Here is a 19,786-nt window from a genome sequence, read left to right as displayed (position 1 = left end):
GACCGCCCCCCGCTCCCGCAACCCCGCTCTCGCAACGCCGCTCCCGCATCGCCGCGCTTGCCGGCGCCCGCGCACGCTTGCACTGTGGGAGCCCTGCAGGAAGACCCGGACGGAGAGGCACGCATGATCGGAGCCCTGACGCTGATACTGTGCTGCCAGCTGGCCGGCGAGCTCGTGGTCACCGCCAGCGGCCTGCCGGTGCCGGGCCCGGTGCTCGGCATGATCCTGCTGTTCCTGCTGCTGCTCGTTCGGGGCGGGGTGGGGGAGGATCTCGGCCGGGTGGGCGATGCGCTTCTCAAGAACCTCGCGCTGCTCTTCGTGCCGGCCGGCGTCGGCGTCGTCGTGCATCTCGGGTTGATCGGGCGCGAGGGGCTGGCGATCACCGCCGCGCTGATCGTCTCCACCCTGCTCACCGTGCTGGTCACCGGCCTCGTCATGAGCCGGCTGGCGCGGCAGGAGGCGGACGGCGAACCGGGTCCCGAGGGAGGCGCGCAATGAGCGAGCCGCTGTCGCAGATCTGGGTCTATCTGTCGGCGAGCCCGCTCGCCGCCCTGACGCTCACCCTTGCCGCCTATCAGCTCGGCTTCTTCCTCTACCGCCGGGCCGGCTTTCACCCCCTGGTCAATCCGGTGCTGGTCGCGGTGCTGCTGATCGGCGCCGTGCTGCTTGTCAGCGGCACCGCCTATCCGGTCTATTTCGACGGGGCGAAGTTCGTGCACTTCCTGCTAGGGCCGGCGACGGTGGCGCTCGCCATCCCGCTCTACCGCCAGTTCGCGCGGGTGCGCCGCTCGGCGCTGGCCATCGGCGTCAGCCTGCTGGCCGGCTCGCTCACCGCCGCGCTTTCCGCGCTCGCCGTCGCCTCGCTGCTCGGCGCCTCGCGCCAGACGCTGGCCTCGCTGGCGCCGAAATCCGCCACCGCGCCGGTCGCCATGGGCATTGCCGAGCCGCTCGGCGGGCTGCCCTCGCTCACCGCCGTGCTGGTCATCCTGACGGGGATCCTGGGCGCGGCGCTCGGGCCGCTGGTGCTGGATCTGGCGCGCATTCGCGACTGGCGGGCGCGCGGCTTTGCCATCGGTACTGCTGCCCACGGCATCGGCACCTCGCGCGCGCTTCTGGTCAACGAGACCGCCGGCGCCTTTTCCGGCCTTGCCATGGGGCTGAATGCGATTGCGACGGCGCTCCTGGTGCCGCTCGTCTGGCGCCTGATTTTCGGCTAGCCGTCAGCTCGCGGCGAGACGCGCCGCGTCCTGCGCCGCATGCGCTTCCGCCCGGCGCAGCCAGGCGCGCGGGTCGGTCAGCTGGCCGCTTCGGTCGCGCTCGCCGCTGAGCGCGGTGCAAAGGTCGGCGACCGCCTCCAGCGAGTGCACGGCGCGGAACTCGTCGACATGCGGCAGCATCGCCCGCACGCCTCTTGCCCGCGCCTCGAACCCTTCGAAGCGCAGCAAGGGGTTCAGCCAGATCAGCCGCCGGCACGAGCGGTGCAGCCGGTCGATCTCGCGCTCCAGATCCTCGTCCGTGTCGCGCTCCAGCCCGTCGGTGACCAGCAGCACGATGGGCCCGCCGGACAGCACCCGGCGCGACCATTGCCGGTTGAAGGCGGCAAGCGCCGTGGCAATGCGCGTGCCGCCGGACCAGTCCTCCACCCCTTGCGTGCAGGCGAGGAGCGCCTCGTCCGGGTCCTTCATCCGCAGCTGCCGTGTGACATTGGTCAGCCTTGTGCCGAACAGGAAGGTGTGGACGTTGCGCCGCTCCTCGGTCAGCGCATGCATGAAATGCAGCAGGATGCGGGTGTACTGGCTCATCGAGCCGGAAATGTCGCAGAGCGCGACGATGGGCGGGCGCTTGAGATCATGGCGCCGGTGGCGCAGCTCGATCATGTCGCCGCCGGTGCGCAGCGAGGCGCGCAAGGTGCGCCGCGGGTCGATGCGCCCGCGCGTCGCGCTGACCAGCCGGCGCAGGCGCACCTTCTCCATCGGCAGCACCATGCGCCGCAGCGCCGCCTTGGCCCGGCGGATCTCCTCCGCGTTCATCTGGGCGAAGTCCTTGCGCTGCAGCAGTTCGCGGCCCGACACGGTGAAGCGGGCGTCCACCACCACTTCCTCGCGCTCGTGCTGCTGCTGGCGTTCGCGCGTCGCCTGAAACGCTTGTGCGACGCGGGTCTGGCCGGCCTTGGGCTTGTCCGGCTCGCCGCGCGCGGGCGCCACCGGCGAAAGGATCGACAGCAGCTTCTCGATCAGCCCGCGCGAGCGCCAGTAGATGCGGAAGGCCTCGTCGAACACCGCGCGCTGCTCGCGCTTGCGCACGAAGACCGCATGCAGCGTCCAGTACAGGTCCTCGCGGCTGCGGATGCCGGCAACCTCGACCGCGCGCACCGCGTCGACCACGCTGGCCGGTCCGACCGGCAGCCCGGCACGGCGCAGGGTCCGCGCGAAATGCACGATGTTCTCGGCGATGCGTCCGCCGGCCTGGCCTTCCAGGGTCGCGCGCTCGTCCGTCATGGGGCTCAAGCCGACCCGCTTGCCGTGCGGTCGTGGTCGCGCTGGATCTCCTCGATGATCTTGCGGGCGCGCGAGCCGCGCACGCGCTCGATGTCGTCCTGGTATTTCAGCAGCACGCCCAGCGTGTCGGACACCATGTCCGGGTCCAGGGCGATCTGGTCCAGCTCGGTCAGCGCGGTCGCCCAGTCCAGCGTCTCGGCAACGCCCGGCTGCTTGAACAGGTCCTCGTCCGTGCGCAGCACCTGAACGAAGGCGACGAGCTCGCGCGACAGCCGGTCGCCGGCGCCCGGCACCTTGCGGCGGACGATCTCCAGCTCGCGCTCCGCGTCCGGATAGTCGACCCAGTGATACAGGCAGCGGCGCTTCAGGGCGTCGTGGATCTCGCGGGTGCGGTTGGTGGTGATGATGACGATGGGCGGCTCCTCGGCGCGGATCGTGCCGAGCTCGGGGATCGTCACCTGGTTGTCCGACAGCACTTCCAGCAGGAACGCCTCGAACGCCTCGTCGGCGCGGTCCAGCTCGTCGATCAGGAACACCGGCGGGCCGGAGAGCGAGGGCTCCAGCGCCTGCAGCACGGGGCGCTTGATCAGGAAGCGCTCGGCGAAGACCGACTTCGACAACTCGCCGTGGTCGGTGTCGCCGGCCGCTTCCGACACGCGGATCTCGACCATCTGCGCGGCGTAGTTCCACTCGTAGACGGCGGTGGAAACGTCCAGCCCCTCATAGCATTGCAGGCGGATCAGCTCGCGCCCCAGCGCCTGCGACAGCACCTTGGCGATCTCGGTCTTGCCGACGCCGGCCTCGCCTTCCAGGAACAGCGGCCGCTTCAGCTTCAGCGCCAGCAGCAGCACGGTGGCCAGCGAGCGGTCGCCCACATAGCCCTGGCCGTCCAGCAGGGCGCTCGTCGCGTCGATCGTGTCCGGGAGAGGCTGCGCGGTCATCTGGGCTCCTGTTGCTCGGCTCGCCCGCACGGCCGTCTCGCGGCGCGGGCTCTTTCCCTGCAACATAGTGCGGGCAGGCCGGGCTTGTCAGGTGTCCTAAGGGACAAGATCCCGGGCCGGGGCGCAAAGGGCGGGTTAACCCGTCATTAACCATGATTTCCGGACACTTGACCCTGGGTGAGGGACTTCGAAAGGTTCGGATCATGAGATCATCGGATTTTTCCCGCCAGCTTGAGGGCTACGGCCTGCTCACGGCCCATATCCTCTACCACATGCCCGACCATCCGCGGTTGCTGCAGACCTTCCTCTGGCAAACGCTGGATAAGGCGCCGACCTTCCCGGAGCTCGGCCGTTTCCTGCAGTTCTGGGAGCGCGACATCGAGGGCAAGCTGCATTCGGTGCGCATTTCCCATCGCGACCTGATCGGGCCGAGCGACTGGCGCATCCTCGACGCGGAGTTCCCGATCCACTGACGGATCGGTCCTGCCTGCGGTCCACTGCGCGGGGCGTGACGCATCGCCATGCCCCGCCGCACGGGCATCCTAGGCCGTGCGGCTACCTGCTGCGGCGATTGAAACCCAGGGCGAGCTCGAGAGAGAGCGCCCCGTGCATGCCAATGCCAAAGAAAAAATACAGAAAATTCAGCAACGGATAGTCGTCACTGTTAAAATGATGGAAGGCGTATATTGAAAATATTGCAAAATATATAGAGGAATAGAATTTGTAATTTATGTATTTTATTTCAATTTTGCACAGTCCAATCCATCTGAATGTCAGATATGAGGATGCAAAGATACTGATGGCTACAAATGGCGAGTATTTTCCCAAAGCAAAAATGAGATAGGACACCACGGCGAGGCACGCGACGATCAGCAGCGACTTGATGTTGCCCTTTGCCGTTTGGGACAGACGCCATTCCATGAAACCCCTCCATCCGTGGTTGCAAGGAGGGTAGGTACAAAACATGAGCAAAACAATCATGTTTTAGGGCGTGCAGTCCCGGTTCTCCAGAAACAGCGACGACCGAACTGTCGGCCGCGCCTCTCAGCGCGGCGGGGGCGGCGGCAGGCCGGCGCCGTCGCGCATGATCGCGCGTGCCTCGGGGGTGAAGTCGGAGCCGGCGCCCTCGTGCAGCACGAAACCCGGCAGCAGGCGCATCGGCGCGCGGCTTGCCCGCACGCTGCGCACCAGGATGCGCGTTGCCGCGGCTTCGGGGCGCGGGCGCAGCGGAATGACGTCGATGGCGCCGAAGCGGCCGGGCAGCAGCTGCAGGATCTCGCCCAGCCCGTCGGCGCGGAAGATCATGGTCAGCGTGCCGCCCTCGCGGACGATGTCGGTGGCAACCCGCACCCAGGGCTCCAGCCCGCGCGTGTCCAGCACATGCGCCCCGGCGCGCGGGGCGGCGGGCGAGGCGCGGAAGCGCCCGTCGGCATAGTAGGGCGGGTTGACGATGGCGTGGTCGGCAAGGCCGGGCGTCAGGCCGGCGGCGTGGCGTTCGCGCCCGCGGGCGGCGATGTCCGCCTCGACGATGGAGACGCGCGGGGCGAAACCGGCATTGTCGGGCAGGGCCAGCGCCCGCTCCGCCAGATCCAGCGCCGCCCGGTCGCGGTCGACCAGCAGCACCTCCACCTCCGGCAGGCGTGCGGCGAGGCAGAAGCCGGCGGTGCCGACGCCCGAGCCGAGGTCCACCACCCGCCCGCGCGTTCCGGCGGGCACGGCAGCGGCCAGATAGACCGCATCCAGCCCGGCGCGGTGGGCGCCGCGCGCCGGCTGCAGCACCTGCACCAGCCCGCCGAGAAAGGCGTCCTTGGTGATCTCCGCGCTTTCCTGCAAGGCCTGCTCGACAGGTCCCGCCTCGACCGGTTCCGCGGCTGCGGCCTCCATAGCCGCTTCCATATCTGTGGCTTTCATACCGGCCGCGTCCTGCACGTCGCCGCTCACGGCTGAGGGCTCCCGCCGGCCTTGTCGTGGCGGGCCAGCGTGTCGGCATCGAGCTCGTGGCCGAGCTCCATCTTGCGCATGAGGCGAATGGCCGCGCCGAGGTCGTCCTCGATCACCATCACCCGGCGCGGGATGATGCCGAGCGAGCCTTCCAGGATGCTCATGTTGCCGTCGAGCACCAGATGGCCGATACCCGCTTCGGTCAGAAGCGTTTCGACATAGGAAATCAGGACCATATCGTTGGTCTTGAGCAGAGGAACCATGTAGTCCTTGTCCATTCGGTCGTTCGGGTGGGGCACCTTACAAGACCAGGCCGGTCGAGGCGACATTCCCTGACGCGCCTGTGCGGCATCCGCGCGGTTTGGTCAACGGTGCGTCTCGCGAAAGACGGCTTGCCGTGGGCATGGGCGGGACCTATTGTCCGCCCGTCTCTTATTCGAAACGAGGTTGTTCAACGTGGGCGTGGTGGTTCCCTTGCGCGAAACCCGGTCAGAACCGGCCAGCATCCAGAACCTGGTCGACCTCACCGCCGGCGGCATGGAAGCCGTCAACCAGCTCATCCTGTCCAAGGCGGGATCGAATGTCGAGCTGATCCCGGAGATCGCCCGTCACCTGATCTCGTCGGGCGGCAAGCGGCTGCGGCCGATGCTGACGCTCGCGATGGCCGACATGTTCGGCTATTCGGGCGAGGGCCATGTCGGCCTCGCCGCCAGCGTCGAGTTCATGCACACGGCGACGCTCCTGCACGACGATGTCGTCGACGAGAGCGACATGCGGCGCGGCAAGCTGGCTGCGCGCAAGTTGTGGGGCAATCAGGCAAGCGTGCTGGTCGGCGACTACCTGCTCGGCCAGGCCTTCAAGATGATGGTCGATGTCGGCTCGCTCGAGGCGCTGCAGATCTTGGCCAGCGCCTCTGCCGTCATCGCCGAGGGCGAGGTCATGCAGCTCGGTGCGGCGCAGGACCTTGAGACCACCGAAGAGCGCTACATGCAGGTCATCGAGGCGAAGACGGCGGCCCTGTTCGCCGCTGCCGCCGAGGTCGGCCCGGTCATCGCCGAGGCCTCCGACGCCGACCGCGCCCATGCCCGCGCCTACGGCATGGCGCTCGGCCTTGCCTTCCAGCTCGTCGACGATGCGCTCGATTACGGTGGCTCGGCCGCCGATCTCGGCAAGGACACCGGCGACGACCTGCGCGAAGGCAAGATCACCCTGCCGGTTATCCTCGCCATCCGCCGGGGCAAGCCGGAGGACCGCGAGTTCTGGTCGCGCTGCCTGGAAGAGGGCGATGTGCGCGACGGCGATCTCGACCGTGCCATCGCGATCATGCAGGAGACGGGGGCGCTCACCGAGACCATCGAGCGGGCCCGTGCCTTCGGTGCCGAGGCGCTCGACGCGCTGCGGGGATTACCTGCCGGCGGGCAGCGCGAGGCGCTGGCCGAGGCGGTCGAATTCTGCATCGCCCGCGTCAGCTGAGCTTTTTGAGACGCGATTCTCGAATTTGAGCGATTTCGAGACGGTTTTTTGCAAAATCCGTCTCGAAATTTGCAAAGGCCCCGCTTCCCCTTGCGGGGCGGGTTATCCCCTCAGCCCATCCGCTCCGACGCGTAGCTGCCCGGGCTCGCCGGAAAGACGACCGTCTTGTTTCCGTTGAGGAAAACGCGGCGGTGGATATGCGCGTGGATGGCGCGGGCGAGCACCTGGCTCTCCACGTCGCGGCCCAGCGAGACGTAATCCTCGGGCGACTGCGCGTGGGTGACGCGCACCGTGTCCTGCTCGATGATCGGTCCTTCGTCGAGGTCGCTGGTAACGTAGTGCGACGTCGCGCCGATCAGCTTCACGCCGCGCGCGAAGGCCTGCTTGTACGGGTTGGCACCCTTGAAGCTGGGGAGGAAAGAGTGGTGGATGTTGATGATCCGCCCGGCCATTTCCTCGCACATGCGCGTCGACAGCACCTGCATGTAGCGGGCCAGAACCACCAGTTCCGCGCCGGTTTCCTCGACGATCGCCATCTGGCGCGCCTCGGCCTCCGCCTTGTTATCCTTCGTCACCTTTATGTAGTGGAAGGGGATATCGTGGTTCACCACCAGCTTCTGGTAGTCGAGATGGTTGGAAATCACGCCGACGATGTCGATCGGCAGCGCGCCGATCCGCCACCGGTACAAAATGTCGTTCAGGCAGTGCCCGAACCGGGAAACCATAATTAAAACCTTCATTTGCGCCTTTTCGTCGTGGAACGAAAAGTCCATTCCGAAGGTCTCGGCATGGGGCGCGAAGCCGCCCGACAGCTCGTCCAGGCTCGCGCCGGTCTCGCTGTTGAAGCTGACGCGCATGAAGAAATTCCCGGTCTCGCGGTCGTCGAACTGCGCGCTGTCGGTGATGTTGCAACCGTGCTCGGCCAGGTAGGTGGAGATGGCGGCGACGATGCCGCGGGTCGAGCGGCAGGTGACGGTCAGGGCGAAGGCGCTCATCGGCGATGATTCCCGGCTGAGAGGACAACAGGCCCACGCGATAGCGGAGTGTCGCGGGTTGTCCAAGTGTTGTCGCGTTCGCGCGCCGGGGACATCTCGAAAAACGGCGCGTTGGCGCCGATTTGCGACGGCAGGGCGTTGCTCACCCCGACTCAGGCAACCGAGGCGACGGGCGCCGCCTGGATCCACCACCCGGGATGGCGGTCGGCGAGCCGGCGGGCCTCCCGCTCGGCCTCGTCTATCCCCGCGAACAGCGCGAAGCATGTGGCGCCGGATCCGGACATGCGGGCAAGGCGCGCGCCGGGCGCGACGCGCAGCGCGGCAAGCACATCGGCGATCGGTGGTGCAAGCCTCAGCGCCGGCGCTTCCAGGTCGTTGCGGGTGCCCTCCAGCCAGCCGACGAGCGCGTCGAAGGAAGCGAGATCGCTGTCGGCGAGCGGGGAGAGCGGCGGGTTGTCCCGGCGCTCCAGTCGGGCGAAAACCTGAGGCGTTGCAACGGGTAAGCCTGGATTTGCCAAGAGGATCGCATGGCCCGGAAAGCGGGGAAGAGATGCGACCTCGGTGCCGGTGCCGGAGACCAGCGCCGGTGTCGAGGCAAGGCACATCGGCACATCGGCGCCGAGCGTTCCGGCGATCTCCGCCAGTCGCGCCATCTCGTCGTCGCCGGGCTCGCGGCCGGCCATCGCGGCGAAGCCGAGCCGCAGCGCTGCGGCCGCATCGGCCGAGCCGCCGCCGATGCCGGAGGCGACCGGAAGGCGCTTGTCGAGGGTCAGGGCGAGGGGCGGGAGGGCAGTGCCGAACGCGCCAGAGAGCGCATCGAGTGCACGCAGCACGAGATTGTCGCCCGCCGGCTTATCCCCGGCGGTATCGGCGGCGAGAGCGCCTGCGAAGGGACCGGTGAGCGTCAGCGCATGATCTGTCGCGGCGGTAGGCTCTGCCGACAGCACGTCGCCGAATTCGGCAAAGGCGACAAGGCTTTGCAGCAGGTGATAGCCGTCGGCGCGCCGGCCGGTCACATGCAGGGCGTAGTTGATCTTGGCGCGGGCGAGCAGCGGGGCGGGCAGGGCCCCGCCCGCGGATACCCCCGCTCCGGATCGGACGTCTTGCGGGCTTTGTCCCCGCGCGGCAGGGCGCACGGCGGCGTCAGCCGCCGTTCTGCTTCGGCTCGACCTGCGCTGCCGGCGGCTCGCCGGGTTCCGGCAGGCCCTTCTCGATCTTTTCCAGGATCTTCGGCAGCTCGTCCGGCTCCGGATCGAGATCGCGGGCGTGGTTCCACTGGAACCGTGCCTCCAGCCGGCGGCCGACCCGCCAATAGGCGTCGCCCAGATGGTCGTTGATGACCGAATCCTGCGGCCGCAGCTCGACGGCGCGCTCCAGTTCCTTCACCGCGTCCTCGTAACGCTGCAGCTTGTAGTAAGCCCAGCCGAGACTGTCGACGATGTAGCCGTCGCGGGGGCGCAGCTCCACCGCCTTGCGGATCATGTCCAGCGCCTCGGGCAGCTTAAGCCCTTGATCGACAAGCGAGTATCCAAGGTAGTTGAGCACCAGCGGCTGCTCGGGCGACAGCTTCAGCGACATGCGGAAGTCGGCCTCGGCCGGCCCCCAGCTCTTCAGCCGCTCGCGGCAGATGCCGCGATAGTAGAAGATCGTCCAGTGCTGGGCTTCCGGCTCGGCGATGGTGTCGATGCCCTTGGTGTAGGCCTCGTCGGCTTCCTTGAAAAGCTTGTGCGATCTCAGGACGTTACCCAGCGCGACCACGGCATCGAGATCGCTCGGGTCGCTCTCCACCAAGGCCGAAAGATGGGCGCGCGCCTCCTCCAGATTGTCGAGGGCGTTGTAGTTGATGCCGACCTGGATCTCGGCGTCGCGCTTCAGGGGCGACGCGTCCGGCACGCCCGAGAGAACCTGGATGGAGCGCTCGAAGCGGCCCATCCGGTCGAAGAGGCCAGCCAGCGCGACCGCTGCGACATCCGCCTCCTCATCGAGATGCAGCGCCAGCTGCAGGAAGGTCGCCGACAGCTCCTCGCCGCCGTCGCGGCCGATGGCGGCGCCCAGGCCGTAGAGCACCTCGGCGGCGCCCACCTTCGGGCTTGCGGCGATGCGCTCGATCTTCTCGCCGCTCTCGATCCGCTTGCGGGTCGCCACCAGAACGGGATGGTCGGGCAGCATCGCGTTGAATTCGTCCAGAACCTTGAGCGCGGCCGCCTTGTCGCCGTTGCGATAGAGCGACAGGGCGTAGGCGTTGACGACGCGCAGCGCGCCCCGGTCGGCGCTGTAGGCATCGCGGAAATTCGCTTCCGCATCCTTGGCGCGGCCCGCGAAATCCTGGATCAGGCCGGTGTGGTAGGCGACGAAGACGGTGTACCAGCTCGGCCCGTTGAGCCGCGAAATGCGCTCCAGTGCCTCGTCGGTCTTGCCGTCGCCGGCCAGCGCCCAGGCCGAAAGCAGCCCGGCAGCGAGCTCGGCGAGCGGTCCGCGGCCGCCGTCGGAGAGATACTCGCCGGCCTTGGCGTTGTTGCCGGCCCGCATCTCCTCGACCGCCAGCATCAACCCGGCGAGGAAGTGGTCGGCCTGCTCGCCCTTGAGCCGCTCGGCCAGTTCCAGCGCCTCGGCAAGGTCGCCGTTGGCCAGCTTCAGGACGAAGGTGCGGTCGAGCAGGAAGGGGTTGCCCGGATCCACCAGCAGCGCTTCGCCGAAGAAGGTGGCGGCGTTGTCGAGGTCGTTGCTCTGGCCCGCGAGCCGGCCGGAGAGATAGCTGCCGCTCAGGGTGATCGGCAGGCCTTCCGGCGTGCCCATGCTGAAGTCCGGAGCGGGCTCGGTTGCCTGGGGCTGCGTCTCGGCGAACGCCTGCGAGGCGGATGAAAGGGCCGCGAGCGAGGCCAGAAGGGCGACGCTGCAGGCAAGGCTGCCGCGGCGGGCGGTTCGGGTGAGGCGGCGTGTTGTCATCCGGATTGTCTCAATGCCCCTGCTTTTGGCGCGAATGCGGCGAGTCATCCGCCTGATTTTGCCTGCGAGGATGGCCGCAATATGTCTCTCCTGCAAGCAGGTGCGGCCGGCAGAGCCGGAAAGTCTTGCGTTCGTCTGCGCGCCAGTTTCGCATGCTTCGCCTCGATATGGGGCGCCGCGACGTGCCCGGCAATGCGGCACCTGCGAGAATCGTAAGGCGTCAAACGGCCCGCCGTCCGGATCCGGATCGCTTTGCCGGGTGCCCAAAAACGGCTCGAACCATAGCCTGGTGCAATAACCGGCGGACCGATTGCGCAAAAAACCTTTGTTTCGTGCACTGCATCATTTATGGGGGTGGGCATCCGGGGAGGGAGGCGCGCGCGACCTCGAGCGCAGGGTCCGGCGCCTCCGGGGCGCGCGATCGCAAGCCCCGAAGCGAGAGGATGCAGGCGGCATGACCAAATGGGTGTTCGGTTTCGGTGACGGCAAGGCCGAGGGCACTGCCGGAATGAGGAACCTGCTCGGCGGCAAGGGAGCCAACCTTGCCGAGATGAGCAATCTCGGGCTGCCGGTCCCGCCCGGCTTCACCATCACCACCGAGGTCTGCACCTGGTTCGACAGCCACGACAAGACCTATCCGGACGAGCTGCGCGCCCAGGTGGACGCGGCGCTCGACGAGGTCGGCCGGATCACCGGGCGGCGCTTCGGCGACACCAGCAATCCGCTGCTGGTTTCCGTGCGCTCCGGCGCCCGCGTGTCGATGCCGGGCATGATGGACACGGTCCTGAACCTCGGCCTCAACGACGAGACGGTGCCGGCCCTGGCCGCCGCTGCGGGCGACCCGCGCTTCGCCTATGACAGCTACCGCCGCTTCATCCAGATGTATTCCGACGTGGTGATGGGCCTCGATCATCACGCCTTCGAGGAGATCCTCGAGGAGTTCAAGAACGAGCACGGCCGCGACCTCGACACCGACCTGACCGCCGACGACTGGCAGCAGGTCATCGCCAGCTACAAGGCGCTGGTCGAGGACGAGCTCGGCACGCCGTTCCCGCAGGATCCGCACGAGCAGCTGTGGGGCGCCATCGGCGCTGTCTTCCTGTCCTGGGAGAGCGCGCGCGCCATCACCTATCGACGGCTGCACGACATTCCCAACGACTGGGGCACGGCGGTCAACGTGCAGGCGATGGTCTTCGGCAACATGGGCGAGGACTCCGCCACCGGCGTTGCCTTCACCCGCAACCCGTCCACCGGCGAAAAGGCGCTCTACGGCGAGTTCCTGATCAATGCCCAGGGCGAGGACGTGGTGGCCGGCATCCGCACGCCGCAGGACATCACCGAGGCCGCGCGCATCGCCGCCGGTTCCGACGCCCTGTCGCTGGAAAAGGCGATGCCAGAGGCGTTCGCCCAGTTCACCGAGATCTGCGACCGGCTGGAAGGCCACTATCGCGACATGCAGGATCTCGAGTTCACCATCGAGCGCGGGCGCCTGTGGATGCTGCAGACGCGCTCGGGCAAGCGCACGGCGCGCGCCGCGCTGAAGATCGCCGTGGAGATGGCCGACGAGGGTCTGATCTCCACCGAGGAAGCGGTGATGCGTGTCGACCCGGCCGCTCTCGACCAGCTTCTGCACCCGATGATCGACCCGGCGGCGGAGCGCGACGTGATCGCCACCGGCCTGCCGGCCTCGCCGGGGGCTGCGTCCGGAGCTATCGTCTTCTCCTCCGACGAGGCGGAAGAGGCGAAGGCCGCGGGCCGCAAGGTGATCCTGGTGCGCGTCGAGACGAGCCCTGAGGACATTCACGGCATGCATGCGGCCGAAGGCATCCTGACGACGCGCGGCGGCATGACCAGCCACGCGGCTGTGGTGGCGCGCGGCATGGGCAAGCCTTGCGTCTCCGGCGCCGGCGCGCTGCGGATCGACTATCGCACGGCGACGCTGACGGTCTCGGGCCGCAAGCTCGCCAAGGGCGACGTGATCACCATCGACGGCACCACCGGCCAGGTTCTGGTCGGCGAGGTGGCGATGCTGCAGCCGGAAATGTCCGGCGAGTTCGCCCGGCTGATGGAGTGGGCCGACGCTCACCGGCGGATGGCGGTTCGCACCAATGCCGAGACGCCGGCGGATGCACGCGCGGCGCGCGGCTTCGGCGCCGAAGGCATCGGCCTGTGCCGCACCGAGCACATGTTCTTCGAAGGCGAGCGCATCGTCGCGGTGCGCGAGATGATCCTGTCGGAGACCGAGCAGGGCCGCCGCGCGGCGCTGGACAAGCTGCTGCCGATGCAGCGCGGCGACTTCACCGAGCTGTTCGAGATCATGCAGGGCCTGCCCGTGACGATCCGCCTGCTCGACCCGCCGCTGCACGAGTTCCTACCGCATAGCGAGGAGGAGATCGCCGAGGTCGCGGCGGTGATGGGCGTCGACAGCGAGGTGCTGCGGCAGCGGGCGCACGATCTCAACGAGTTCAACCCGATGCTCGGCCATCGCGGCTGCCGTCTGCTGGTGACCTATCCGGAAATCGCCGAGATGCAGGCGCGCGCCATCTTCGAGGGCGCCGTTGCGGCCGGCAAGACGACCGGGTCGCCGGTGACGCCGGAGATCATGGTGCCGCTGGTCGGCGTCAAGGCGGAGCTGGACCTGGTGCGCGCGCGCATCGATGCGATGGCCAAGGCTGTCGCGCAGGAAACGGGCATCACCATCGACTATCAGGTCGGCACGATGATCGAGCTGCCGCGGGCCTGCCTGCGCGCCGGCGAGATCGCCGAGACGGCGGAGTTCTTCTCGTTCGGCACCAACGACCTGACCCAGACGACCTTCGGTATCTCGCGCGACGATGCGGCCTCGTTCCTCGGCCCCTACCAGCGGATGGGCGTGATCGAGCGCGATCCGTTCGTGTCGCTCGACCAGGAAGGCGTCGGCGAACTGATCCGCATCGGCGCCGAGCGCGGCCGTGCGGCCCGCGCGGGCCTCAAGCTCGGCATCTGCGGCGAGCATGGCGGCGACCCGGCCTCGATCACCTTCTGCGAGAGCGTCGGGCTCGAGTATGTGTCCTGCTCGCCGTTCCGCGTGCCGATCGCCCGTCTGGCGGCGGCGCAGGCGGCACTGAAGGCGAAGAAAGCGGCCTGAGGCCATGGCGGTCCGGCGGCCGGCGACCATCGCGGAGCTTGCCGCCGGCGGCAAGCCGGCGCTTGCCCGCACGCTGTCGGCCATCGAGACGGCCGCGGACGATCCTGCGTTCCTGCAGCTTCTGGATGAGGCGGCCGGGGCAGGGGGCGGCCGCGTGGTCGGGCTTACCGGCCCCCCGGGCGTCGGCAAGTCGACGCTGACCAACGCCCTGATCCGCGCCTATCGGGCACGAGGCGAGACAGTTGGCGTCATTGCCGTCGATCCGTCCTCGCAGATCACCGGCGGGGCGCTGCTCGGCGACCGCACGCGACTTTCCACCGATCCGGAAGATACGGGCGTCTTCGTGCGCTCGATGGCGGCGCGCGACCGGCTTGGCGGTCTCTCCGACCATGCCATCGCCGCCGTCGTCCTGATGCGCGCGGTGATGGACCGGGTGATCGTCGAATCCGTCGGCATCGGCCAGTCGGAAGCGGATGTCGCGCATGTCGCCGACACGCTGGCCCTGTGCATCCAGCCGGGCTCGGGCGACAGCCTGCAATTCATGAAAGCCGGCGTGATGGAGCTGCCCGACCTGGTGCTGGTCACCAAGGCGGACATGGGCGCGCTGGCGCGGCGTGCGGCCGCCGACGTGCAGGGCGCGCTGACGCTGGCCCGCCCGGCCGGAGCCGGCCTGCCGGAGGTGCTGACCGTCTCGGCAACGTCCGAGCAGGGGATCGCGGAAGCGGTGGCGGCCTGCGATGCCCACACGGCCAAGCTGGAGGCGAGCGGAGAGCTCTCCGAGCGCCGCAAGCGGCAGCAGCGGCACTGGGTGGTGGATGCGGTGACCCGGCGTTTCGGTACGGTGGGGCGCGGGGCCTGCGACATCGATGCGGCGCTTGCCGGGGCGGGCGGTCCGTTCACCGCGATCGCCAGGCTGGACGCGGAGCTTCGGACGCGGTTCAGGCCCTCCTGATCAGGCTCTGAGCGGCACGGCCTGCTGGTCCTCGCCGGACAGGCGGGCTTCGGCCTCCGCGATGGCGGACGGCGGGATCGGCCGCGACAGGTAGAAGCCCTGCAGGCGGTCGCAATTCGTCCGCTGCAGGATCACCGCCTGCTGGCGGGTCTCGATGCCTTCGGCGACCACCTTCATTCCCAGCGCCTCGCCGAGGTCGATGATCGTCGACAGGATCGCATGGGCGTGCGGGGCGATTTCCAGGTCCGCGATGAAGGACCGGTCGATCTTCAGCGTGTCGAAGGGGAAGCGGCGCAGGTAGCTGAGGCTCGAGTAGCCGACGCCGAAATCGTCGAGAGCGACGCGCACGCCCATTTCCTGCACCTGGGTGAGGATCTTGAGGATGTCGTTGTCGTTGTCGGCGAAGACGGACTCGGTCACCTCGATCTCCAGCCGCGACGGCTCGAAATTGCAGGCCTCCAGCGTGTCGCGCAGATCCTCGATGAAGCGCGGATGGCGGAACTGGGTCGGCGAGACATTGACCGCAAGGCCGAGATGCGGCCAGGCGGCGGCGTCCTGGCAGGCGCGGCGCAGCACATAGAGGCCGAGATCGTTGATGAGGCCGGTTTCTTCCGCAATCGGCACGAAGGTCGCCGGGCTGATCGCGCCCATTTCCGGATCGGTCCAGCGCAGCAGCGCTTCCACGGACAGGACCTTGGTGCCGTCGATGGTGGTTTGCGGCTGGTAGACGACGTCGAGCTTGCTGCGGGCGATGGCATCGCGCAGCGCATGAGCCAGGCTCTCGCGGGTGCGGACGTGTTCTTCCATGCAGGCTTCGAAGAAGGCCCAGCGGCCGCGGCCGCTTGCCTTGGCGGAGTAGAGGGCGATGTCGGCCTTGCGCAGCAGCTCGCCCATCGACAGGCTGTCGTCGGGCGCAATGGAGGCGCCGACGCTGAGGCTGACATGCAGATGATTGCCGCCGATATACATCGGCACGGCGAAACGGTCCTGCATGCGCTTGAGCACCTGCTCGATGCGCTCGCGGGATTCGCAGCCCGGGAGCAGCAGGGCGAACTCGTCGCCGCTGATGCGCGCGAGCGTCGCGTCTTCCGGCACCAGCACGCGCAGCCTGCGCGCCGCCTCGCGGATCACCTCGTCGCCGGCGGCGTGCCCCAGCGTGTCGTTGATGTCCTTGAAGTGGTCGAGGTCGATATAGATCACGCCGAGCAGGCCCTTGGCGGCCTGCCAACCGGCCAGCTCTTCGCGGAAGCTGCTGGCGAAGTAGTCGCGATTGGCAAGGCCGGTCAGGCTGTCATGCAGCGCGGCATGCTGGGCGCGGGCCTCGCTTTCGGCGAGCCGGCGGGTGTTCTGGCGGGTGTAGAACAGCACCAGTCCGGTGAGGCCGGCGATGGTCGCGGCCAGGAAGAACAGGATCGGCCCGACGCCCGACAGGATCGAGGAGCCCGGGTTCTCCGCCTGCCAGGCGAGATAGCCGATATGCTGGGCGCGCGGATTGCGCAGCTCCATGCTGGCGGGAGTTCCGGCCGGATCGTCGATCGAGCGCAGGCCGGTGATGCCCGAGCGTTCGGCCAGCGCCTGCAGACGGGCGGTATCCAGCTTCTTCAGGCTGACCACCACGGCCGGAGCCCGGCGCTTGGAGAGGAACTGCTTGAGCTCGGGGCTGATCGCCGTCGCCGCGACCATTGCCGGCTCGCCCTCGAAGGAGGTCATCCCGGTCTCGTGCAGCGAACGGGTGAAGCCGCTCGGCGGGCGCTCGATGTAGAAGAGGCCGGATGGCAGCCGGTCGAAGCTGTCGATGAAGCGGGCGCGTGCACGCGCCACCAGCGGCTTGACGTCGTCGAGCAGGGCCGCGGCCTGTTCCACCGGCATGCGCTTGCCCCGCACGGAATTGTAGACCGGGTTGCCGTCGACATCGATGATGACGGTCTGGTCGTGGCCGTAATTGGCGAAGAGCCAGAGGCCGACATTGCTGTCGAGCCAGTCGATGCTCAGGGTTTCTGGCCGGGCGTAGAAGAACGACTGGTCCCAGACCGCGACGCCTTCCTGCTCCTTGGCCAGCAGTTCCAGCTGGAGATTGGTGCTGCCTCTCAGCAGGGAGCGTTCGCTGTTGAGCGCGGCAATGTCGGCGGAGCGGGAGGTGTAGGCGATCAGCGCGACGGAGAACGCAATGGCAAGCAGCACCAGCCCCACAACGGGAAACAGGATGGCATTCGCCAGACGTGCGCCAGTGTCGGTTCGTGTCGCTACCATTGCGAGCCCCTCGATAACGAGGCTGAAAGTGCCACGGCGCCTGTTAACAAATGACCATCAATGCTTGGTTAATCCGCGTAAATACCTGTTTTAAAAATGTCATCATCTGCAATGGCTTAGCGCGATTTTCCGTTCGCGTCCGGCCGTGTCCGGTTCTCCCGGCAGCGCTGAGAGCAATGACGGACCTCCTCCCATGTCAGGCGCCACTTGCGCCGCCAGGCGAAGGGACGGCCGCAGGTCGCGCAGATCTTCTGCGGCAGGTCCTGACGCTTGCGCATCTTCATGGTTTGCGATCTTCGGCGGCGTCGAGGAACAGAGAGAGCTGGCCGGTGTCGGGGCGCGGGCGCCTGGTGCGCGAGGGAACGGAAAGGCCGCTGCGCCGGCTGCCGTGACGCTGCTGGATCCGGTCGGCGGCGTCGCGAAAGCCCGAGGCACCGCGCCGTCCCCAGACCGCTTCGCGGGCATGGCGCGCGGCGGCCAGATGATCGACGATGGGCGCGGGATAGCGGTTGCCGAGCACGCTTGCCGCACCCTCCCACTTCCACGGCTCCTGCAGGAACCGGTCCGGGACCGGCGTCAGTTCCGGCACCCAGGCCCGCGTGAAGCTGCCATCCGGATCCTGGTCGATGCCCTGCTTCACCGGATTGTAGATGCGCACGGTGTTGATGCCGGTGGTACCCGACTGCATCTGAACTTGCGGCCAGTGAATGCCCGGCTCGTAATCGGTGAACAGGCGGGCGAGATGCTCGCCCGGCCGGCGCCAGTCGAGCCACAGGTGGTAGCTTGCCACCGCCATCAGCATCGCGCGCATGCGGAAGTTCATCCAGCCGGTGGCGGTGAGCGCCCGCATGCAGGCATCGACGAAGGGCAGGCCGGTCTCCCCGCGCATCCAGGCGGCAAGGCGGGCCGGCTCGCTTTCCGCCGGCGGGCGCAGGCCGTCATAGGCGCGGTGCAGGTTGCGGAATTCCAGCGAGGGCGCATCCTCCAGCTTCTGCATGAAATGCGAACGCCAGTGCAGGCGGCCGTCGAAGGAGGAGAGCGACTGTCGCCAGCCGCGCGCGGATGCGGGGCCGTCCCTCAGGGCACGCTGGCGGGTGCGGCAGGCCTGCAGCGTCTCGCGCAGCGACAGGGTGCCCCAGGCCAGATGCGGCGAGAGGCGCGAGCACGCGTCGAAGGCAAGCACGGGGCTGGACATGGCCGACCGGTACGGCTCGCCCCGCCGATGGAGGAAGCTGTCGAGGCAGGCGAGGCCCGCCGGGCGGCCGCCGGCCTGGCGACCGGGGCAGGGATCTGCCGCAAGGCCAAGTTCGTCAGGCGCCGGGATGCGCCCGGTGTCGGCAAGGGAGAGCGGGGCGAGGACGGGAGCCGCGACCTGGGGCACGGCCATGTCGCGTTCCCAGCCTGCCGCCCAGCCGTCGCGGCTGCGCAGCCGGCGGGTCACGCCGTCCTGGCGCAGCTCGTGCCAGGGAATGCCCTGCGCCCGGCACCAGGCTCCGACCTTTCGGTCGCGGGCGAAGGTCCAGCCGTTGCCCGTCTCCTGATGCGACCACAGGGCGGCGATGCCCCGCGCTGCATGGATGCGGGCCAGCACCTCGACCACCCCGCCTCGGCGAAGGACCAGCGGCTGTCCGAGGCGGGCAAGGTCCACCTGAAGCGCGGTCAATGCCTCGGCAATGAAGGCCCAGTGGCGGGCGGACATGTCGGCCTGCTGCCAGAGCTCGGGCTCGATGACGTAAAGCGGCAGGACGGGTCCACGCTCCGCCGCCCGCGCCAGCGGCTCGTGGTCGTGGGTTCTGAGGTCGCGCTTGAACCACACGACCTGCAGGGCAGGGGCGGGAGGGGAGGTCACGGCGGCGTCTTCGGAGAGGGCGTCGGCGAGGTTCTTGTCAGCGGGTGATCAGGAGCCGCCGGCGGGCGATGCGTGGGTCGCAAGGCTGCGCTCGATGGCTGCGCGCAGGCGCGGGGAGTCCGGCTCCGTCATCGGCGTGTACCATTCCACCAGCCGGCCGTCGGGACCGATCAGGTACTTCTGGAAGTTCCAGCGCGGCGCGCCGAGCGGTCCGGCCTCGCGCGTCACCCACTTGTAGAACGGCGTTGCCGCCTCGCCGCGCACCGAGGTCTTGTTGGTCAGCGGAAAGTCGACGCGGTAGGCCGAGCGCGTGAAGTCTTCGATGTCGCCTTCCGTGCCCGGCTCCTGTCCGCCGAAATCGTTGGAGGGAACGCCGATCACCACCAGGCCGCGGTCGCGATAGGTCTCGTACAGCGCCTGCAGCGGCGCATATTGCTGGGTGAAGCTGCAGCGCGAGGCGGTGTTGACGACGAGGACGGTCTTGCCGCGATAGGCGGAGAGCGGCATTGCCGATCCGTCGATTGCCGTCAGCGCGAAGTCGTGGGCACTGCCCTCTCCCGCCATGGCGGGCAGGGCGACGGACGAGCTCAAGGCGAAGAATGCGCAAGTAAGGCTGGCAAGCAGACGGTTCATGGCCGGATCCTCCCGTTCGTCCCGTGTTACGCTGAAAAAAGGCCGGCGGATTGCCGTTGCGGTTCTTGCGGCTGCTGGCAAGTGGCGAGGCATGGTCCGGAGAACGACGGATTGCATGCGAGGGCCGGGGCCATACATGCTCCCGCGCGACCGACTGCCACCCAGAGACGAGCCGGGACCA

Annotated in this window: 18 protein-coding genes; 6 read left to right on the top strand and 12 right to left on the bottom strand. The window is 68.2% G+C overall.

What is annotated here, in order from left to right:
• The first annotated feature begins 123 nt into the window (after window positions 1-123).
• Window positions 124-498, top strand: coding sequence for a CidA/LrgA family protein (locus BBX35_RS05255; RefSeq protein ID WP_067216814.1), 375 nt, complete (start codon window positions 124-126; stop codon window positions 496-498).
• Window positions 495-1,217, top strand: a complete 723-nt coding sequence (locus BBX35_RS05250; protein ID WP_067216807.1) for an LrgB family protein — start codon at window positions 495-497, stop codon at window positions 1,215-1,217. Before BBX35_RS05255 ends, BBX35_RS05250 begins: the two co-directional genes overlap by 4 nt.
• Window positions 1,218-1,220: 3 nt before the next feature.
• Here the strand turns inward: BBX35_RS05250 and BBX35_RS05245 are convergent, their stop codons facing one another.
• Window positions 1,221-2,498: a vWA domain-containing protein gene (locus tag BBX35_RS05245; RefSeq protein ID WP_067216804.1), complete on the bottom strand. Its 1,278-nt coding sequence runs from the start codon at window positions 2,496-2,498 to the stop codon at window positions 1,221-1,223.
• Between the two features lie 5 nt (window positions 2,499-2,503).
• Window positions 2,504-3,439 (bottom strand): AAA family ATPase, encoded by a 936-nt coding sequence (locus tag BBX35_RS05240; protein WP_067216801.1) that lies wholly within the window; start codon window positions 3,437-3,439, stop codon window positions 2,504-2,506.
• Between the two features lie 203 nt (window positions 3,440-3,642).
• On the opposite strand from BBX35_RS05240, the gene BBX35_RS05235 reads away from it, so the two are divergent.
• Window positions 3,643-3,912 (top strand): usg protein, encoded by a 270-nt coding sequence (locus BBX35_RS05235; protein WP_067216798.1) that lies wholly within the window; start codon window positions 3,643-3,645, stop codon window positions 3,910-3,912.
• Window positions 3,913-3,994: 82 nt separating this feature from the next.
• On the opposite strand, the gene BBX35_RS05230 is transcribed toward BBX35_RS05235, so the two are convergent.
• From BBX35_RS05230 to BBX35_RS05220, 3 genes are all read right to left on the bottom strand, one after another.
• Window positions 3,995-4,360: a hypothetical protein gene (locus BBX35_RS05230; RefSeq protein WP_067216795.1), complete on the bottom strand. Its 366-nt coding sequence runs from the start codon at window positions 4,358-4,360 to the stop codon at window positions 3,995-3,997.
• A gap of 123 nt (window positions 4,361-4,483) precedes the next feature.
• Window positions 4,484-5,350, bottom strand: coding sequence for a tRNA1(Val) (adenine(37)-N6)-methyltransferase (locus tag BBX35_RS05225; protein WP_083206029.1), 867 nt, complete (start codon window positions 5,348-5,350; stop codon window positions 4,484-4,486).
• Window positions 5,351-5,376: 26 nt separating this feature from the next.
• Window positions 5,377-5,658: a putative signal transducing protein gene (locus BBX35_RS05220; protein ID WP_425274561.1), complete on the bottom strand. Its 282-nt coding sequence runs from the start codon at window positions 5,656-5,658 to the stop codon at window positions 5,377-5,379.
• Between the two features lie 178 nt (window positions 5,659-5,836).
• On the opposite strand from BBX35_RS05220, the gene BBX35_RS05215 reads away from it, so the two are divergent.
• On the top strand, window positions 5,837-6,853 hold the full coding sequence (locus tag BBX35_RS05215; RefSeq protein WP_067218228.1) for a polyprenyl synthetase family protein: 1,017 nt from the start codon (window positions 5,837-5,839) through the stop codon (window positions 6,851-6,853).
• A 110-nt stretch (window positions 6,854-6,963) separates the two neighbouring features.
• Here the strand turns inward: BBX35_RS05215 and purU are convergent, their stop codons facing one another.
• The 3 genes from purU to BBX35_RS05200 all read right to left on the bottom strand — a co-directional run bounded on the left by purU (window position 6,964) and on the right by BBX35_RS05200 (window position 10,794).
• A complete protein-coding gene (gene purU, locus BBX35_RS05210) occupies window positions 6,964-7,848 on the bottom strand; it encodes a formyltetrahydrofolate deformylase (RefSeq protein WP_067216792.1) in 885 nt (294 codons plus the stop codon).
• A gap of 152 nt (window positions 7,849-8,000) precedes the next feature.
• Window positions 8,001-8,984, bottom strand: a complete 984-nt coding sequence (locus tag BBX35_RS05205) for a 4-(cytidine 5'-diphospho)-2-C-methyl-D-erythritol kinase (RefSeq protein ID WP_244271559.1) — start codon at window positions 8,982-8,984, stop codon at window positions 8,001-8,003.
• A 7-nt stretch (window positions 8,985-8,991) separates the two neighbouring features.
• Entirely contained in the window at window positions 8,992-10,794 is a 1,803-nt protein-coding gene (locus tag BBX35_RS05200) for a tetratricopeptide repeat protein (protein ID WP_067216791.1), read from the bottom strand.
• A gap of 454 nt (window positions 10,795-11,248) precedes the next feature.
• Between BBX35_RS05200 and ppdK the strand changes: the two genes are divergently transcribed.
• Both ppdK and BBX35_RS05190 read left to right on the top strand, forming a co-directional pair.
• Window positions 11,249-13,921 carry a pyruvate, phosphate dikinase gene (gene ppdK, locus BBX35_RS05195; protein ID WP_067216789.1) on the top strand — a complete coding sequence of 891 codons (2,673 nt, stop codon included), beginning with the start codon at window positions 11,249-11,251 and terminating at the stop codon, window positions 13,919-13,921.
• A gap of 4 nt (window positions 13,922-13,925) precedes the next feature.
• A complete protein-coding gene (locus tag BBX35_RS05190; protein ID WP_067216787.1) occupies window positions 13,926-14,873 on the top strand; it encodes an ArgK/MeaB family GTPase in 948 nt (315 codons plus the stop codon).
• Here BBX35_RS05190 and BBX35_RS05185 read toward each other — a convergent pair whose 3' ends face one another.
• The 4 genes from BBX35_RS05185 to BBX35_RS05170 all read right to left on the bottom strand — a co-directional run bounded on the left by BBX35_RS05185 (window position 14,874) and on the right by BBX35_RS05170 (window position 19,605).
• Window positions 14,874-17,123 carry a bifunctional diguanylate cyclase/phosphodiesterase gene (locus tag BBX35_RS05185; RefSeq protein ID WP_083206028.1) on the bottom strand — a complete coding sequence of 750 codons (2,250 nt, stop codon included), beginning with the start codon at window positions 17,121-17,123 and terminating at the stop codon, window positions 14,874-14,876. It lies immediately after the preceding gene.
• A gap of 116 nt (window positions 17,124-17,239) precedes the next feature.
• Window positions 17,240-17,401 (bottom strand): DUF2256 domain-containing protein, encoded by a 162-nt coding sequence (locus tag BBX35_RS05180; protein ID WP_067218222.1) that lies wholly within the window; start codon window positions 17,399-17,401, stop codon window positions 17,240-17,242.
• A gap of 2 nt (window positions 17,402-17,403) precedes the next feature.
• Entirely contained in the window at window positions 17,404-18,972 is a 1,569-nt protein-coding gene (locus BBX35_RS05175) for an FAD-binding domain-containing protein (RefSeq protein WP_208979761.1), read from the bottom strand.
• Window positions 18,973-19,020: 48 nt separating this feature from the next.
• Window positions 19,021-19,605 carry a glutathione peroxidase gene (locus tag BBX35_RS05170; RefSeq protein WP_067216776.1) on the bottom strand — a complete coding sequence of 195 codons (585 nt, stop codon included), beginning with the start codon at window positions 19,603-19,605 and terminating at the stop codon, window positions 19,021-19,023.
• Between the last annotated feature and the right edge of the window lie 181 nt (window positions 19,606-19,786).

Source organism: Stappia indica (assembly GCF_001696535.1).
Classification (GTDB): domain Bacteria; phylum Pseudomonadota; class Alphaproteobacteria; order Rhizobiales; family Stappiaceae; genus Stappia; species Stappia indica.
This window is presented reverse-complemented; position numbering and strand designations above follow the sequence as displayed.

Coding starts and splice junctions, on each gene's coding strand:
- BBX35_RS05255 (WP_067216814.1), top strand. CDS start 124: ATGATCGGAGCCCTGACGCTGATACTGTGCTGCCAGCTGGCCGGCGAG.
- BBX35_RS05250 (WP_067216807.1), top strand. CDS start 495: ATGAGCGAGCCGCTGTCGCAGATCTGGGTCTATCTGTCGGCGAGCCCG.
- BBX35_RS05245 (WP_067216804.1), bottom strand. CDS start 2,498: ATGACGGACGAGCGCGCGACCCTGGAAGGCCAGGCCGGCGGACGCATC.
- BBX35_RS05240 (WP_067216801.1), bottom strand. CDS start 3,439: ATGACCGCGCAGCCTCTCCCGGACACGATCGACGCGACGAGCGCCCTG.
- BBX35_RS05235 (WP_067216798.1), top strand. CDS start 3,643: ATGAGATCATCGGATTTTTCCCGCCAGCTTGAGGGCTACGGCCTGCTC.
- BBX35_RS05230 (WP_067216795.1), bottom strand. CDS start 4,360: ATGGAATGGCGTCTGTCCCAAACGGCAAAGGGCAACATCAAGTCGCTG.
- BBX35_RS05225 (WP_083206029.1), bottom strand. CDS start 5,350: ATGAAAGCCACAGATATGGAAGCGGCTATGGAGGCCGCAGCCGCGGAA.
- BBX35_RS05220 (WP_425274561.1), bottom strand. CDS start 5,658: ATGGACAAGGACTACATGGTTCCTCTGCTCAAGACCAACGATATGGTC.
- purU (WP_067216792.1), bottom strand. CDS start 7,848: ATGAGCGCCTTCGCCCTGACCGTCACCTGCCGCTCGACCCGCGGCATC.
- BBX35_RS05200 (WP_067216791.1), bottom strand. CDS start 10,794: ATGACAACACGCCGCCTCACCCGAACCGCCCGCCGCGGCAGCCTTGCC.
- ppdK (WP_067216789.1), top strand. CDS start 11,249: ATGACCAAATGGGTGTTCGGTTTCGGTGACGGCAAGGCCGAGGGCACT.
- BBX35_RS05190 (WP_067216787.1), top strand. CDS start 13,926: ATGGCGGTCCGGCGGCCGGCGACCATCGCGGAGCTTGCCGCCGGCGGC.
- BBX35_RS05185 (WP_083206028.1), bottom strand. CDS start 17,123: ATGGTAGCGACACGAACCGACACTGGCGCACGTCTGGCGAATGCCATC.
- BBX35_RS05180 (WP_067218222.1), bottom strand. CDS start 17,401: ATGCGCAAGCGTCAGGACCTGCCGCAGAAGATCTGCGCGACCTGCGGC.
- BBX35_RS05170 (WP_067216776.1), bottom strand. CDS start 19,605: ATGAACCGTCTGCTTGCCAGCCTTACTTGCGCATTCTTCGCCTTGAGC.